Here is a 16,224-nt window from a genome sequence, read left to right as displayed (position 1 = left end):
CGCTCTTACATATTTTTCCAAGTCACACCTAATAGTTAAATAGTATTAACAATTCCGGAGATATTCTCTATAAGGAGATCAAACCGGGATGGCGAATCGCAGATCGAACCTTCATTGGGCCGGGATCCTGGCTGCCAATATGATTGTGTTATTGGTCGGATCGCCAGCATTGATGGCGGCAGCAGCTGCTGCCAATGCAGAAGAAGATAATTTTTCGACGCATCTGCTGGACAAGGTTGCGTCCTCGCCCGTTTATCTGGCCGACAAGAATGAAGGTGGTAAAGGAAATGGTCATGATAATAACGGAAAAGGCGGCGATCACAAACACGGTAATGAAAATGGCGGTGACGGCAGCAGCGATGGAGGTAGCAGCAGTGGTAGTAGTGGTAATGAAGGCAACTCGGGCGACGGCGATACCGCTACTACAAACAGTGACAGTGGCGGTAGTAATAATAATAGCAGCGAGGGCGACGGCGCTGCAGACAGCCAAGAATATGAAGAAGAAACTCCAGCCAGTGATGACGAAGACGACAACGATGGCGATAGCAGCAGCGATTCACAGGGCATACCTGTTGCATATGAAGTGCAGCAGAAAGATGACGAGCAGGCCGAAAGTCTTCCTCTGGAGGAAGAAGAAAGCTACCCGGAAGATACCTATCCAGACTCGTATTTTTCCGACAGGCCATTGAGAAAGATGGAGTTGCAAAGATATCTGATCCTTGATGAAGAAGGCAATGTTGTCTCCAGTGCCAAGCCTGGCGACAGCATCAAGATAGCGGCCAGCTACAAGAACCTGCAGCAGAAAGAACAGAGGTACGCGCTGATAACGCAGATAGTGGATCAGGACGGTGTCACGCTGGATGTCGGCTGGGCCATAGACGTGGTCGAGAGCGGAGGGTACGTCGACTGGTTCAAGGTATGGAAGCCCAATGGCCCGGCCGTGTGTACAATCAAGACCATCGTCTGGAGCGGGGTCGGCGAAAATCCAGTGCCGCTTTCAGATACAAACGTGATGGCAGTCGTGGTCCAGTAGGGGCGCCAACAAAAAAAGATGATGCCGCAAGTATCATCATCGTCATTATTATTACGCCATAAACTCGGTCAGGCTCGACTGCACCTTCTTTTCTTCCTGGAATATCAGCTTCAGCTCTGCCGATATCGACTCCACCCTGCTCTTCAGGTACTCGTTTATCTTGTATTCCTGGCAAAAGCCGGTCGCAATCCCGAGGTACTTTTCCACCGCCCCTCTTGTCACCGTCTGCGTCAGGCCGTTTCCGCATTCCGTGCACTTGCCCACAAGCGGCATCCTGCGGAATTTCTCGCCGCAGTTTGTGCACCGGAACGTCTGCGAAGAGTACGAGCGCATGTTGCCCATGATGTCCGGCAGTATGTGCGTGGTCAGCACCATGGCGGCGACCTCGTCGGCGTCCACCGCGCTGATGAGTTTTGCGGTGTCAAACTGCATCTTTAGCTTCTCGTCCATCGTGTTCAATGTCGAATAGGCGCTCCTCTGCTCCCTTGTCGTCAGCCCGGCGGTGGGATGGGTAAAGCCGTAGCCGAAAAACTGCGTCTCCTCTCCAATCCTGCTCTTCACTATCTCTATCATGCTTGCCACGTCTGCCGCCTTGGCCTGCTTCCACGTCGCCTCATAGAATTCCAGCGGGTACGAGGAGGCGATGTCGACGTTGTGGGCCTGTCGCTGCACCTCGTGGGGAAGGACGGTAGGCTGGATCAAAAGCGGCGCGTCCATGAGCCCGCCTATCTTGTCCGGCAAAAAGTCAAACGAGAAATTCAGAAAGGCGTCCATGAGCAGCATTATCGAGTCGGCGTCGCCGTCGCAGTCGCGGCGCTTGGCCGAGTGCCATATCGGCGAGCCGAGGCACACCTGCGAATCGGTAAAGCCTATTATCCTGCCCATGATGCCGACCGACGTATGGGGCGCAAGGCCCACCACCAGGTGGCCCACAAGATCGTCTATACGGTCGACGTTGTAGAACGGCTCTTGCTCGTACAGCTTTTCCAGCTCTTCGTCGATGAATTTTGCCGCCTTGACAAGGTGCTTGGCAGAGTCGCGGGGGATGATGACGTCCTGCATCATCAGCTCCACCAGCTGGTCAGATGATGACAGCTCGCGGCCGAGGTAATCGCGGGTGTAACCCAGTTCTTTCAGCTTGTCGACGCTGACTCCAATCCACGCCGGGGTAAAGTGCGTCAGCGGCTCGTTTGTCGCGTCAAAGCGTATGGTGCCGTCCTTGAAGGCGTGCAGCTCGTGCTTTTGGCGAAGGATTCCCTTTTCCAGGGGCTCGGCGGCCTTGTCACGGCTCATGAGGGATTTCACGCCCTTTAGCGGCTCTTGCGCCCTGACGCCCAGCTTTTTCTCGGCCATCTGGAGCGCTGCCCTGAGTGGAAAGTTCATCGACGCATAGGTCCTGCCGTCCCTGTTGCAGCGCGGGCATTTTTCGCCCTCCTCCACCTCGCCCTTGCAAATAGGGCACTGGCTGCGGAGCATCGTCGACGCGCCGCAAGAGCGGCAGTGGGTGCCAAGCGACGGCAAACGGCAGGTTTCGCAGTAGCGGTTTGCAATCTGCGTAAAGAGCGACTCTTCGCCGCAGGCCTTGATGATGTCCCGCGTCGCGCCGCCCTTGGTTCCGATTGGAAACAGCACGTGCACGGGAGGCTTCATCTTGCGCTCGGCGGCCTTTTCCGGCCTGCCCACCCTGACTGCTATGGACGACGCAAACTTGGGCATCACGGTGATGCCGGACGATTTTGTCACAAGTTCGATTGCGTCCTTGGCTCCTTCCCCTATCGCCGGCCCAGACAGCAGAATGGAAAGCGATTTTGCCTGGCTCAAGTCGTCGAGCACTATTTTATTATTATTTGAAGCAACAGAGTGGCTCACGCCCAGCTTTTCAAGGATTGCCTTGAGTTCAGGGTCGTTTGGCAGTCCTGCCAGCCTCTCCTTCAGGTAGAGCAGTTCCTGTACAGTGATAACGTCAAAGTAGAACGAGTGGCGCGGATGAAGAGGGATGCCGAGTTTCCTGCTTATCTCAAATGCTTCGTCAACAGTCGGTGTTATTGTAAAAGGATGCTCGGCCAGCTGTACCAGCCTATCGCGGTCAATGCTGCTGTCCATTGAAGAAGCATCGGGAGCTGCGAGTTTTGCCCGCAGCTGGAGCGCCCATATCTCCTCCACATAGCTTGCAGGTGGGAGCTGCGCGTTGTTTTCAAGAAAATCGCCGTAGCTTATCAGCATGTCGCCAAGGTACAGGATCTTTTGCACCCTTGTCCGGATCTTTTCGGCCTGCTCTACCGAAAGCACGGCAAGCACGCGGCCGTCGTCCATCCTTACCACCGGCGGCTCGACAGTGTCGACAAGCGCTATTGTCGACGCCTTGCCGGGTATGTCCATCTTGATCTGCGTGCCGGCGACAATGGCATAGTTCAAGAGCGCCGGCACTGCAGGGTGTATCCCCACCGTCGCAAAGCCGGTGTTGGGCGACCGGCCGTAGCGCAGGCGGAACCCTCCCACCTTTTTCACCATTGAAAGCACCGGCCTGCCGGTGATGACTTCGGACATCCTGTGGTGCGCCGCGTCGTCGTCGCCGGTCTGAATAGCGCCCTTTAATTCCTTGAGCCACTGCCAGCCGTCCAGCTTTAATGTCTCGACAAGTTTTAGCAGCTTGCGGCTCCTGCCGATGAGCCCGTCATTCATCACCCTCAGCGCGCCCCCACGCACCCTGTCTGTAGCTATCCTCCTCATGCCCTTGTGTCCCACGACGTCCACGGGGTCGGTGTCGACGCCGTCGAGCTCCACCGGCAGGCTTGAGATGCATTTTATGACGTCCTCGTCGAGCACCTTGAACTGGAAACCCATGACCTCCCTTTCATAGATCCTGAGCTCCTCTACGAACCGGCCGGTTTCGTCGTCAAACGAATTTGCCTTGTACGTGTCAAGGCCGGCGACCTTGCGCGCATGGTCCGCGATCAGCATGGTAAGAGCGGCTTCCGTGCCGCCCGCGGAGCGGATCGGCCCTGCAAAAGACACCGACAGGTACTGCGAGCCGTCAGAGTTGTTCTTTATCGTGACGTCGGATATTCCCTGCAGCGGGGCGACCGTCACACCCTCTGTCACCACGGCAAGCGAGACCCTGACTGCGTTGTCAAGCCGCGTGCGCAGGTCGCCCGTGCCATATTCGCCCTTGGCGATCTCTTCCGCTATCTTTAGCGCGGCCTTTTCCTTAGTGGTCTGGCCGAGGAGCGCGCGCAAACGCTCTGCGATTTCGATGTTGTGCATCTTGGCGACCCTGTCTGCTAGGTCAAACGCTATCTTGGGCTCCACGACGTCGGCGACGTCTATTCCTTTGCGCCGGGCCTTTAGCGCGTGCTCGTAGTATTTCTGCACACTTGCCAGAATGTCGTGCTGGTACCGCCGGTAATACGCCGGCATCCTGATGTCCCTGAGCCGGGCCTCGCCTTCGGAGATCATAATCTCAATGCGCCTGACGCATAGCCTTTACCATGGAAGATAACTTTTGCTGCCAGTCGCCGTCCTTCTCTATCATCGTGCCCACCACGATGACGTCGGCGCCTGCCTTGGCTATCTGACCTGCCGTTTCTGGCGACTTGATGCCGCCCCCGACTATGAGGATCCCCTCGTAGTACTTTCTCACCGCAGCCACCATCTCGGGCGTGACGTTCTGGGACGCGCCCGAGCCGGCCTCAAGGTAGACGAACCTCATGCCCATGTACTGCGCTGCAAGGGAATACATCACCGCAAGGTTTGGCTTGTGGAACGGTATGCCCCTTGCCTTGCCGACAAACCAGGCCGCAGTCCCCTCTCCCACTATTATGTAAGCGGTCGGCAGGGGTTCGATGCCGTGCTTTTTGACGGCAAGGGCGCCAAGCGCCTGGGCCCCGGTGATAAAGTACGGGTCTTCAGAATTCAAAAGTGAGCTAAAAAGTATCGCGTCGGCTCTGGGTGACACGCCTGTGACATTTCCGGGGAATAATATCACGGGTATCCTGACCGCTCCCTTGATGTCACTTACCACCTTGGCAAGCTCCATCTGGTCGATTGCTGATGAGCCGCCGACCAAGATCGCAGAAGCGCCGGCATCCTCCACCTTCCTGGCGATAGATCCTACATCATTTGTCGAATTTTCAGAGTCGATTAATGGGAAACAGATCGTCCCGTGCTTTTTTATCTCCTCTCTGAGATAGTTCTCTACCTTTCCTACTGCTGGTACAGCCACCACGCCTCCTTTTGAAAGGGCCCAGTCATTTTAAAGTTTGACGTACAGCGTGCAAAGTTTAATATCAGACGCGCTATACAGATTTGTATAGTAGACATGGCCGGCGCTGATTCCAAATCTAGCAACCTTTTGATGGAAATTATAACAAATTCTTTATTTACACCCCGCCAGGTTTCCATAATTTCGAAAAGGCTGCAGGGTAGGGGGAGGCCGCCAAACATGACTTCGGGCGCGTACTACAGGCAGGTAAAGCAGTGCCGGGACAAGGCGATAGCCGTCCTTTACAGCGCAATACTTCTGCAATCGTCGGGGGCCCTGCAGCCGGAGGCGTTGAGCGCGATGGCCCGCCTTGCAGACCAGCTGGGTGTGATATTTGCTTCAGAAGGCAGTAGTGATGTTTTCGATCAGGCACGCATGGAAGACGTGATGTCAGTGATGGACACGCTGGTAAAAAGAGTGTGCAAATTGTAAAACAAGTTTAGTCCGTAACATTAAATCACGGTTTCTGCACGCAAATGTCGTGACATGATCCTGGATCTTCCCCTTGACATCACTGTCGACCTTGGAATCGTGATATTGGGCGTGCTATTTTACGCAGGCGGCCTTGTGACCGTGATGGCGCTGCGCAGGTTTAGAGAAAGCGTAAAGCGTGACAACAACAATAATAATTACCACGCCGACGACGCGGTGGTGGAGGCCGTCGTGCTCGAATACACGCGCCGCCTGAGAGACTATGACCGCGTAATAGCCGAGATGCGCACGAAACTTGACATCGTTGAGGTAAAAACAACACAGGCGTTTGTACAACCTCACCTTATCGTCCAGCAGCCAGCGCCCATGTCACAGCAACAGCAACAACAGCAAGCACCTCACGCGCAGTACGTGAGTGAGCCCGTAACAGTCACGCAGCATCCACAGGCTGTCACTGCATCGGCATCTGCAGAAGCCGAGGGCAGCCAGAACAACGGCACTATCGACTATATCCTGAAACTGTTGGCGGACAGGCCCCGCACCTCAAGGGAGGTCCAGCATGCAATAGGCAGGACCAGGGAGCACACCGCCCGCCTCATGAAAAAGCTGCATGAGAGCGGCCTGGTGAGCAGGGACGTCAACAGCAAGCCGTTTCGCTACAACATCACTGAAGCTGGTCGTACGAGACTGACGAAGGAAAAGCAGCAGCCTTCTGCTGCTCAGGCACCCGAGATCCTGCGGCAGTAGGTTTGACTGCCCTGTAGACCCACTCTTTGCCCTGGCGGTTTCTTATGAGGCGGCCACGCTCGGCGTACCTCGAGAGGTAGGTCGAGATGATGCTGAGTTTTATGGGCTCGTTGTACGTGTCCTCGTACAGCTCGAGGATGTCAGACGAGGTGAAGCTGCCGTACGGGAACTTGGCCTCAACAAGCGCCCATATCCTGTCGCCCACCGAGGCAGGGTGAGCCCTGAATTCGGCCTCGAGGCTGCTGTGGGTGGCACCCTCGCTATTATTCTCGATGTTGAGGAGGTCCATAAACTCTACTATCTTCAATATCTTGTCCTTTGAGATGTTGCCCTCTAGGGAGAGGTTGTACTTGCTCCCCTCGGCGTCCTCCAGTTCAATACGGAACTTTTTCTTTCCCGACGGCATGAAAAGTAATAGCAGTTCACCTGATAACACCTTAACACTTAACAGAGCTTGTGCCACTGTTGATAACAACCAGCTTAGCTGTTGTTAGCTTGACATGAGACGCGCGCAGTTTTTGTTAACAAGGCATGCCAGTTACCAATTCCGTTGTTGCCAGCGCCCCTTTCCAGTTCCAGTGGAAATGGAGGGGTCTACTTTGCCCATGTTAACAGCGTTAACCGTCACCTTAACGCTCCAGTGGAAACAAAGGGGTCTTTTTTGAGTCCTTTTCTTCCTGTTCGATCGACAGTGTTAACCGGCTGTTATAAACGACAGTTGCTGGTGTGTGCCGCCACCCCTTGCTTTCCTGTCCACGGCCCTCCTCATCAACTCCGGTTTACCGGCTGTACAAGCTGACACTAAAACTAGTACAAGTTGATTTGACGGTTTAAAAACGCCCTGTTAACGTAACTGTTAAGACAACCTTAACAAGCCTGCATTCTGGAAAGGAAAGGTAGGGGTGCGGGTGGACGACAAAAAGATGAGCGACATCGACAACATATTTGACAGGGCGGCAAGCGGCAAGTCGCTCGTCAAAAAAAGGGAGACGCTCACCATCGATTATGTGCCGGAAAAGCTACCGTTCCGCGACCAGGAAGCAGCCGCGCTTGCGCAGACGCTGTCGACCGTGTTCAAGGGAGCACGGCCGTCGAATCTGCTGCTGTTCGGCAAGCCGGGGACCGGCAAGACCGCAGTCGTGAAAACCGTGGTCGACAGGCTTGTTAAAAAATCCGGCGCGCTTGGCATCACCGTAGATGTTCCAATAATCAACGCAAAACTTGCCAACAGCGCCTACAAGATGCTGTTTGAAATCGCGGAGCACCTCGGCCTGAACAAGGAGGAAAAGAAGGTCGTCCACTTTACCGGGCTTTCGATGGGCGAAGCAACAGACCGCATCCTGCAGTTCATACAAAACAAAAAAATGCGCGTCATACTTGTCATCGACGAAATAGATTCACTGGTGGACAGAAACGGCGACGACGTGCTCTACTCGTTCACAAGGGCCAATGAGCGCATGGGCAAGGGAGGCTTTGTCAGTTTGATAGGGATCTCTAACAGCCTGACGTTCAAGGACAAGCTGGACCCGCGCGTGAGAAGCAGCCTTTCCGAGGAAGAGACGGTGTTCAACCCGTACACGGTAGAGCAGCTGCGGCAGATACTGTCAGAGCGCGCAAAACTGGCGTTCAGCGAAGGCGCCATCACAGACGCCGCAATCAACTTGTGCGCGGCCATGGCCGGCAGGGAGCACGGCGACGCCCGCAAGGCAATCGACCTCTTGCGCGTGGCGGCGGAGCTGGCAGAGCGGGAGCACGCCTTAAGGGTGGAGGAAAAGCACGTGCGGGCCGCGCAGGAAAAGATAGAGAAGGACACAAACCTCGAAGTGATAAAAAATGCCACGACGCACACAAAGTTCGTCATGCTTGCCATTACAAAATCAAAGAACGGCAACACAGGCGAGGTGTACGAGGTCTACTCGTCGCTGTGCAGGCAGGCAGAGCAGGAGCCTCTCACGCAGCGCAGGGTCACCCAGATAATAAGCGAGCTTGACCAGCTGGGCCTTGTGTCGACGGACATAGTGAGCCAGGGGCGCTACGGCCGCTCGCAAAAGATCAAGGTTGCGGTGCCGCTTGCAACGGTAAAGGACGCGCTGAAGGACGACCCGACGTTTTCAGACCTTATGTCGTCATCAGATTGAAATCCTGCTTGAACGGCTGCAACGTTGCCAGATTGACGACGATTGCGATGCCGGGCGAAGGCGTTATGCCCATCGTCTGCTGGAATTTCGTCTGCGCCTGCCACGCGCCGGAATTCACTACAAGCGTCCCGCGGTAACTATCAACATCTGTCACGTGCACGTGGCCTGCGTGAAAGATGTCGGGGATCTCTGTCATTACCATCATGTCCTCGCTTTCCGGCGCGACCGGCGTGCGCCCGCCGTACGTTGGCGACAGGTGGCGCGCCTTTAGCAAGACCTTCATCGCCTCTGCTGGCCGCTGGTAGCTCATGCCCGGCGTGGTAGCAATCACGTCGTCGAGGCTCTGGCCGTGGAACATCAACACCTTGACGCCATTGAGCTCGACGTACGCGGGGTTGCCAAGCATCGTGCAGTTCTCCAGGCCGTACAGGCCGCCCGACGTTGCCTCGGGAAATATAGGCTGCGGAAGGGCCCTGCGGCCGGGATCGTGGTTTCCAGGGATGATGAACGTCTTGATGTGCTTTGGGATTTTTGAAAGCAGTTTCGTGGTGTACGCCATCTGGGCCGCGGCGTTCATCATGAGGAGCTCCTTGTCCTGATTTGGGAATATGCCGATGCCGTCGATTAAATCGCCGCCGATGCAGAGGAATTTTATCTTGCGAACAACGTCATCATCGTCTCCGGACGCCAGCCAGTCAAGGAAGCGCAAGAACTCTTGCTGCATGAAATACTTGCTCCCGACATGCAGGTCCGATATCAATACCGCGTACGCTTCTGACCTGCTCTTGTTCGGCAAATGATCCGGTATGTCCGGCGAAAAGACATTTTTTATGGCAAGCCCGGGCATCCCCTTTGCGTTTTCCAGCTCTAGCATCACCACCTGGTCAAGGGCAAGGCTTGCTGCCTGCTTTTTTGCGTCTTCCGACATGGCAGTCACCTGCAGCCTGCCCGTGTAATCGTCAACCTCAAGCTCGATGCCGTTTTTCTTGGTGCGCCTTGACATCAAGAGGCCCGACACGACGTACGTGCCGGCGCTTCCGAGGCTGCGCTCGCCTGCAGCGGCCGGCCTTGGGCCGGCGCCCTTTCCCATCTGCTTGACAGTGGAGATCTTGGTCATGCGCTTACTGTCCGGCCTTTGCGCCAGGATGCGCATCGTCTTCTCGAACCTGCTCTTGAACAGCGACGCATAGCCGTCGACTCCCTCGCCAGTGTTGACGTTGGGCGTCGGGTCGACTAGCACCTTGGCAATCTGCTCCACAGGCACGAGCTCTTCCTGCCTTCCCGGGTTTACGACGTTCTTGATGTCGTCGACCACTATCATCTTGGTCTGCTTTTTCTGCTTGATTATTTCCTGGACTGCCTTTAGTACGTCCGTTTCAAGCCCCTTTAGCATGGCAAACGCGTCGGGGTGGATCTGGTAGCCCTTGCTTGTGGCGTACGACAGTGCATTTACAATCTCACTTTGCAGTACCAAGAAACTGCCTTCCTTTCAGGCCCGGTCCTTAATTACATTTCTCTCTCCTCCCCTCTTCCCCTTGCTGTGTATCTTTTTGACAGTAATGGTACGGCTTGCCGGCGGCTGCAGAGGCCATATCTCTCGCATATGATATATTATCATGGTGATGATGACGGATCTCTCGTTGCCAGAGTATTTTTTGCCTCCCATCCATCCTGAAAAAATAGTAAACGCGTACCACGAACTTCTTTCAAGTGCGCGCGCATCTTTTGCAGCAGCTTTGTGGTGGACAGCAAAGACATTCTTCTTTTTAACAGATAAAAACGAGGTAAAATTTTTCTGCACAATTGTTTCAATAATCTCAAAATTTCCCTTGATATCCTGCTAATATTATATGTAATCTGTGGCGGTTAGGAGACCGATCCTATAAAATTTAAATATACATTCGAATATACGTTAGACCTTGTCCTCGTCTTCCTTTCAGGAAAGACAGAATGGTGCGGGACTCTGTCAGACCAGAGAAGATCATGACAATAACCACGGGATTGAATCCGGCGCTTCATCGTCATCATCACGGCACATGCTTTTGCAGGGAATGGAAAAGCTGGGCATAAACGCCAAGTCGCTAGAGTCCCTCACGCTCGAACAGCTTCACGACCTCTTCAATAGGTTGAACAAGCTAACCTTGTCCACCTCTTCTTCCTCCCACAGCAATAATCAGAAGGAAAGATACCCTTTGCACGTGGACGGCGCCATTTTGTCGCCCATCGACAAGCACATGCTAAAGCTCCTGCTTGCATCAAATGGCGATGTTTCATCAATGACCTTGTCAAAAGAACTCGGAATTCCCCTTACGACGGTCCAGAGAAGGCGCAAGCGGCTCACAGAGTTTCTGGACGTCTCTTGCTCTCTGGCGCTGAGGAAATTCGACCTGCGCTCGATCACGTTCTTTATCGCGGCTGAAAACGGAATGTCAACAAACATAGCCAAGGAAATCCTGACTTGGCCGAGCGTAATATCGGTGGCAAGGACGCTGAGCAACAACAACATCGACATAAAGGCAGACGTGGTCCTAAAGACAAACAAGGAAATCATCGATTTTTCCGAGAAGGTAAAAATGATGCCCGGAGTAAAAGAGCTCTTTTGGACCGAGTCGATAGAGTTGATAGGAAAGAACAGCGACGTGCTTTATTCCAAAATAGATTCTACCTGAGGCTCTGCTTTGCCCGCCTGAAATCTGCTGCTGTTGCTGCTGCCGCTTGTGTGTGTGCGTGGCTGCGCAACTGGCAAGTTTTTTATGCAATGCCCCTGCATAATAATAATAGTAGTAGTAAGACAATGAAAAAGTTCTGCGGCAGGTGCAAAAAAGAGCTCCCGGCGGATTCAAAATACCTACTCTGCGGCGACTGCCACAAAAAAGTCGCGCTGGCAGAAGACGACAGGGAATTTTTCGAAAACTCGCGCGTGCACTGGCGCTAGTAACGCCAGTGCTTCCTCCATATCCCAACCCACAGAAACGTCAGCAGGGCAAACGCAAACACGCTGATTCCGGTCGAAAGGTGGCTTGCCACCGCTATCGGGTGCAGGAAGGTCGTCACGGTAAGAAAGCCAAGCACAAGCTGCCACGATACAATGGCGGCCGCAATTACCGCTGCCATCTTGGCCCTTCTTACGCTTGAAGGGACGATTATCGCAGTTGCATAGACAAAGCCGGCGGTAATTGCTGCCACCAGCCTGTGGACGTATTCCATGAGGTAGCGCTCCTCAGGCGCGCCAAAGCCGTTTGGGCACAGCGGCCAGTCGGTGCACGCCAGGCCGTTTTCGGTGATGGGGCCGGAGCTCAAGAACACTCCGATGAGCATGACCGAGTAGACGAGGCCTAGCGAGATGAACGAAATGACGATGACCGACCTCTTTAGCCGGGGTTCCTCGGCCGCTTCTGTCTTTTTTTCTGTCACTCTGTTCTGCGGCGTTTCTGACCCTTGTCCAATTATTAACCTTGCCACGCCTGCAGGAAACAGGCGCTCTAGATATTTTGACCTCAATGCTTAAAGGAAAATCCTGCGAAATTATGCTATATATCGTATGAGGTCAGTCCTCCTCGTCGACCAAAAGCAATCGACCGCCGAGCTGGTCAAGACGTACCTGACGGCCGACGGCTATGAAGTGGACCACACACCGGACCCTTCAAAAGCGTTAGAGTACGCAAGCAGGTCGCAGTACGGCGTCGTCGTGACCGACCTTGTGATGCATGGCGGCATGACTGGCATCGACCTGTACCGCGAGATAAGGTCCTACGACGTGAGGGTGCGCTTTGTGTTCATGCTGGTCCTGACGGCCGACACCCTCCGGCTGATGGGGTCGCTTGACAGGAGCGACGTCATAAAGAAGGAGCCGCTGTCGATGAACGAGGTTATACGCAAGGTGCGCGCCGCGTTCATGAATAGTCGCTAAAGATGCTGTTGACGTACGACGCCAGGTCGTCGCGCAGCTTTATCACCTTGGCGCGCTTGTCGCCGTCCAGGTCGGTCATCAGGAGCGCCTCCAGGCCCTCCACCAGGTACTTTATGTTTGGAAGCGTCAAAAGCACATGCTCTTCCTCCCTTTGTTTTCCGCCCATCCCGCCGGTATATGCGCGGCACTCGTTATTAATCATCTCGCCCGTACAAATGAGTTTAATAGCCGATCTGCGCTTCAGCTGCGGCATAAATATGTCTGATCCTGCCACGCCAGACTCGCAGCGGCAGATAATAATCAACCTCTACAACTCCGGCATAGAGCCGGACATCATCGCCCTGCAGCTTGATATCGACAGGGAGCAGGTGGACAGGACGATAGCCGAGTTTGCAGCAGAGGAGGAGCGCAAGCACGATTCGGCAAACGCCACGTCCGGGGCGCCGTCGTTTTCGTCGTTTGAGCTGGGCCAGGTGGTGGACACCGAGCAGGCAGTCAGGCTTGCGCAGGAGCGGGTATGGCGCGCCCTGCGCTTTGAGCCGCAGTTCAACCTCTCGACAGAGGAGACGAACAACATCCTGGAAAAGTTCGTCAAGTCCAAGGTGGGCTTTGTGATACTGCACGTCGACATCGTGGGGTCAACCAAACTTTCGATGACTGTCCCGGCTGACAGGCTTGCCACCATAGTGCAGGCGTTCACGCAGGAAATGTCGATCCTTATTTCCGCCTACGGCGGGTACGTGCTGAAATACGTGGGCGACGCCATCCTGGCGTTCTTTCTTGCCGACTGGAACAACCTGCGCGTGCCGTGCGCAAACGCGGTGTCGTGCGCGCAGGCGATGATAAAGGTGATGCGGCAGGGCGTAAACCCGATCCTCAACCAGTACGACTATCCCGAGCTGAACGTGCGCGTAGGGATCGACGTGGGCGACAATGTCGTGGTGCAGTACGGGTGGGACACGATGACGCTTGAGGACGGCCGGCAGGTCAGGCACCCGCATTTTGACATCCTCGGGTACACGATAAGCGTGACTGCCAAGATGACCGGGATCGCCAAGCCTGACCAGATAGTGGTAGGCCAGTTCGTGTACGAGGCGCTGTGCGATGAGGCCAGGAAGGCGTTTGCGCCCGTGCAGGTGAGCCCCGAAAAGTGGGATTATGTCAGCGACTATACCGGCAAGATCTACAAGCTGTACGGCAGCAAGTAGGTAGGTAAGCAAAACAACCCATAACATCTTCGCTAAGCACAGTCAGCTTTTGAGAGCAGCGAAAAAGCGCACCTGTCAAGTTTATAGAGTGGCAACCAAGCGGCTTTATGTACAAAAACTGACTTTACATTATTGCAGCGCGCTATACATGAGAAGATCAAGGATCATTGCCGCCGTCATCGTCATGCTCGCGGCCTTGCTGCTGAATTTTAGCGGCAACAGCGCGCTTGCGTATCCGCCTATCTGGGTAGAAAACCCCCGTAACGCGGGCATGGGAATAGTGGGCGTATCCATGCTCTCAACAACGCCCCACAACTGCAACATCGAGCTCCCAAGTGCGAACCCGAACAAAGGTGGCGAGTCTGTAACATTCAAAGTCCCGCCTGGAGTTGCTGACATCGTAAGTGCCGGCGAACCGAACATGCCCGCCAACTACCACATTGCGTTTGAGGGAGACGATGGCTTGTACTACGAGGTAGGGATCTACTATGGAGACTGGTCAAGGGATTCTGACATAGGGTACAATGCCACCAAGTTTCAAGTAGCCTGGGGGGTCGGCGGGATCCTGAGGGGGATTTCAGGCATCCCCGTAGTTGCCGGCCACACACTTGAACTCTCGATATTATATGATCAGAGCGGCACAAAACAGTGGCAGGTATGGATGGACGACCTCGACGATTCAAAACCAGTCCAGATCGTAAACATCGGGCATTCGTCAATGAATGTCAAGAGCGATTACTTTACATTCGTTGAAGCAGGAAGTTTCGCTCCCAACACCAATACGCAGAGGCTGGGGCTGGTGGAAGTGCTGGATATTCAGCATGCCACCAGAGCAGGCAGTGATGATGATGACGACGGCAATAATAATAACAACATCAACAAGGCCGGCTTGAGCACCTGGACGAACGGATATCTGCTCATGGATTGCTCGCCTGCCAACAGCAGCTATGGCGTTACATATCTGGGAAGCACCGGCAAATTCAAGATTGGATATGAAGGAGAGACGACGAAAAATGGGCATCAACTCTGGTAACTGAAAGAGAGATTCTTTTTTGCTGTCTGTAGACGGTGGTGGACCAAAGTCCGCCTTCTTTATTATTCACACATACATGTGTGTAATCAAGATGGGTAGTGTGAGCGGCAGCGGCGGCAGCAGTAATAGCACAATACATGATAGATCAGCCAGCTTGCTGGCAGGAGTAGCAGCGGCAATAATGATAGTAATAGTAGCAGCAGCCTATCCGGGGCACTCGCTTGCAAGTCCGCAGCTTTCTGCGGCCGGCGGGATGCAGAATAATAATAATGATGACAACAACATCAAGTTTACGTCTTTATCTGCGTACGATTCCAACCACGGTTATCTGGGCCAGATAAAAGACAACAAGATTTTCAAGTCCGGAGAGCCAGTATTCATCCAGGCAAATTTTACAAACCCGGGAGATCCGGCTGGTAACAATAATAATTATCTGGTTATTATCGAGGTACGCAATGGCGATACTTCTGAAACCGTCGCCCTCTCTAGCGTCCAGGCAAAGTTTGCAGGGGCGGGCAACAATCTGGCGGTTGAGACGTACTGGAAGCCACTCGACCAAAAAGCCAGTCATCAGTATTACACTATACTGGTTTTCTTGCAAAAACTTGAGGATCTGAACAAAACGCCCATTCAGCCTCCTGTGGTCTCTGCAAGGGTGCAGGTAGTATAATAGTAGTAGTATGAGAATGATGACGCCGGCGCGTGCGCGTGTCCTCCCTACTATATATATGCGCGTCCCCATTTTGTGAGAATGGTATCAGCCGAAAACCGCACCAATCTCACTAAATTTCAGAAACTATATATCAGAAATTTACGCAATTATATCTCTAAACATGCACGCGATGGACTACGAGGATTCTTTTGTCAAGATCGCCGGCCTCATAGGGGGAGAGGAGTATGTCAAGGTGTCCCGCGCGCTTCTCAACACCGAGGACGTCACCGATGAAGAGATAGCAAGCGCAACCGGATTAAAGATAAACATCGTGCGCAAGGTCCTGTACGACCTGTTTGGAAAGGCGCTGATAACCGGCATCAGGGTCAAGGACGAGAAGAAGGGCTGGTTCGTCTACCGTTGGCGCGCCAAGCAGGATCACGTCGACAATTTCATTGAAAACCAGAAGAAAAAGATCCTCGACAGGCTGCACAAGCGCCTGGAGCACGAGGACTCGACGGAGTTCTACCACTGCGGCAACCACGACTGCCCGCGGGTAAAGTTCGACACGGCGGTTGAACTGTTCTTCAAGTGCCCCAACTGCAAGGGCCCGCTCAACATGGTCGACAACAGCAGGGTCAAGGAGGCCCTGCGCTACAAGATAGACCAGATAACCACCGACATCATCAACACCAAGGCCAACGCGGCTGCAAACAAGGAGGCAGAAGAAGCCGCCAAAGAGGAAGAGGAAGCGGAGGAAAAGGTGGCCAAGGCAAAAAAGGGCGGCAGCAGCAAGCCGTCCAAGGCCAA

General features: G+C 54.1%; 17 protein-coding genes and 1 pseudogene. 11 read left to right on the top strand and 7 right to left on the bottom strand.

Translation table 11 applies throughout. The annotated features are described in order from the left end of the window. The first annotated feature begins 172 nt into the window (after positions 1-172). Positions 173-1,033, top strand: coding sequence for a hypothetical protein (locus NVIE_RS14895; protein WP_144239641.1), 861 nt, complete (start codon positions 173-175; stop codon positions 1,031-1,033). 51 nt (positions 1,034-1,084) lie between these two features. Here the strand turns inward: NVIE_RS14895 and NVIE_RS09870 are convergent, their stop codons facing one another. Both NVIE_RS09870 and NVIE_RS09865 read right to left on the bottom strand, forming a co-directional pair. After that, complete coding sequence (locus NVIE_RS09870) at positions 1,085-4,489, bottom strand: DNA polymerase II large subunit (protein WP_227717338.1); 3,405 nt, start codon at positions 4,487-4,489, stop codon at positions 1,085-1,087. Positions 4,490-4,493: 4 nt separating this feature from the next. After that, positions 4,494-5,258 carry a phosphoglycerol geranylgeranyltransferase gene (locus NVIE_RS09865; protein ID WP_227717337.1) on the bottom strand — a complete coding sequence of 255 codons (765 nt, stop codon included), beginning with the start codon at positions 5,256-5,258 and terminating at the stop codon, positions 4,494-4,496. A gap of 216 nt (positions 5,259-5,474) precedes the next feature. Here NVIE_RS09865 and NVIE_RS09860 point away from each other — a divergent pair, with 216 nt between their 5' ends. Further along, positions 5,475-5,726 (top strand): hypothetical protein, encoded by a 252-nt coding sequence (locus NVIE_RS09860; protein ID WP_084790760.1) that lies wholly within the window; start codon positions 5,475-5,477, stop codon positions 5,724-5,726. A gap of 54 nt (positions 5,727-5,780) precedes the next feature. After that, a complete protein-coding gene (locus tag NVIE_RS09855) occupies positions 5,781-6,473 on the top strand; it encodes a helix-turn-helix domain-containing protein (protein ID WP_075055098.1) in 693 nt (230 codons plus the stop codon). Here the strand turns inward: NVIE_RS09855 and NVIE_RS09850 are convergent. Further along, entirely contained in the window at positions 6,391-6,879 is a 489-nt protein-coding gene (locus NVIE_RS09850; RefSeq protein ID WP_075055097.1) for a hypothetical protein, read from the bottom strand. The two genes, NVIE_RS09855 and NVIE_RS09850, sit on opposite strands and share 83 nt — an antisense overlap. A 502-nt stretch (positions 6,880-7,381) precedes the next feature. Here NVIE_RS09850 and NVIE_RS09845 point away from each other — a divergent pair. Next, positions 7,382-8,611, top strand: coding sequence for a Cdc6/Cdc18 family protein (locus NVIE_RS09845; RefSeq protein ID WP_084790759.1), 1,230 nt, complete (start codon positions 7,382-7,384; stop codon positions 8,609-8,611). On the opposite strand, the gene NVIE_RS09840 is transcribed toward NVIE_RS09845, so the two are convergent. Both NVIE_RS09840 and NVIE_RS09835 read right to left on the bottom strand, forming a co-directional pair. Next, complete coding sequence (locus tag NVIE_RS09840) at positions 8,592-10,085, bottom strand: DNA-directed DNA polymerase II small subunit (protein WP_227717336.1); 1,494 nt, start codon at positions 10,083-10,085, stop codon at positions 8,592-8,594. The genes NVIE_RS09845 and NVIE_RS09840 overlap by 20 nt on opposite strands. A gap of 15 nt (positions 10,086-10,100) precedes the next feature. Then, positions 10,101-10,412 (bottom strand): hypothetical protein, encoded by a 312-nt coding sequence (locus tag NVIE_RS09835; RefSeq protein WP_075055096.1) that lies wholly within the window; start codon positions 10,410-10,412, stop codon positions 10,101-10,103. 118 nt (positions 10,413-10,530) lie between these two features. Here NVIE_RS09835 and NVIE_RS09830 point away from each other — a divergent pair, with 118 nt between their 5' ends. Both NVIE_RS09830 and NVIE_RS15505 read left to right on the top strand, forming a co-directional pair. Next, on the top strand, positions 10,531-11,280 hold the full coding sequence (locus tag NVIE_RS09830; RefSeq protein WP_144239640.1) for an Lrp/AsnC family transcriptional regulator: 750 nt from the start codon (positions 10,531-10,533) through the stop codon (positions 11,278-11,280). Positions 11,281-11,369: 89 nt separating this feature from the next. Further along, positions 11,370-11,546, top strand: coding sequence for a hypothetical protein (locus tag NVIE_RS15505; RefSeq protein ID WP_158435188.1), 177 nt, complete (start codon positions 11,370-11,372; stop codon positions 11,544-11,546). Here NVIE_RS15505 and NVIE_RS09825 read toward each other — a convergent pair. Further along, the gene (locus NVIE_RS09825; protein ID WP_084790758.1) at positions 11,543-12,112 is read right to left on the bottom strand and encodes a COX15/CtaA family protein; all 570 of its coding nucleotides are present in this window, start codon (positions 12,110-12,112) and stop codon (positions 11,543-11,545) included. The genes NVIE_RS15505 and NVIE_RS09825 overlap by 4 nt on opposite strands. 40 nt (positions 12,113-12,152) lie before the next feature. Between NVIE_RS09825 and NVIE_RS09820 the strand changes: the two genes are divergently transcribed. After that, positions 12,153-12,521, top strand: a complete 369-nt coding sequence (locus NVIE_RS09820) for a response regulator (RefSeq protein WP_075055094.1) — start codon at positions 12,153-12,155, stop codon at positions 12,519-12,521. Here NVIE_RS09820 and NVIE_RS15500 read toward each other — a convergent pair. After that, positions 12,505-12,687: a hypothetical protein gene (locus tag NVIE_RS15500; protein WP_075055093.1), complete on the bottom strand. Its 183-nt coding sequence runs from the start codon at positions 12,685-12,687 to the stop codon at positions 12,505-12,507. The genes NVIE_RS09820 and NVIE_RS15500 overlap by 17 nt on opposite strands. 91 nt (positions 12,688-12,778) lie before the next feature. Here NVIE_RS15500 and NVIE_RS09810 point away from each other — a divergent pair, with 91 nt between their 5' ends. The 4 genes and pseudogenes from NVIE_RS09810 to NVIE_RS09795 all read left to right on the top strand — a co-directional run. After that, a complete protein-coding gene (locus tag NVIE_RS09810) occupies positions 12,779-13,729 on the top strand; it encodes an adenylate/guanylate cyclase domain-containing protein (protein WP_075055092.1) in 951 nt (316 codons plus the stop codon). A gap of 148 nt (positions 13,730-13,877) precedes the next feature. Further along, on the top strand, positions 13,878-14,762 hold the full coding sequence (locus NVIE_RS09805; RefSeq protein WP_075055091.1) for a hypothetical protein: 885 nt from the start codon (positions 13,878-13,880) through the stop codon (positions 14,760-14,762). A 100-nt stretch (positions 14,763-14,862) separates the two neighbouring features. Next, positions 14,863-15,432, top strand: coding sequence for a hypothetical protein (locus tag NVIE_RS09800; protein WP_158435187.1), 570 nt, complete (start codon positions 14,863-14,865; stop codon positions 15,430-15,432). Positions 15,433-15,595: 163 nt separating this feature from the next. Beyond that, positions 15,596-16,108: pseudogene (locus NVIE_RS09795) on the top strand (transcription factor); the annotation flags it as partial. Positions 16,109-16,224: the final 116 nt, after the last annotated feature.

The sequence above is a fragment of the Nitrososphaera viennensis EN76 genome (assembly GCF_000698785.1).
GTDB classification, from domain to species: Archaea; Thermoproteota; Nitrososphaeria; order Nitrososphaerales; family Nitrososphaeraceae; genus Nitrososphaera; species Nitrososphaera viennensis.
Note: the sequence above shows the minus strand (reverse complement) of the source record. Positions and strands in the feature narration are given on the sequence as shown.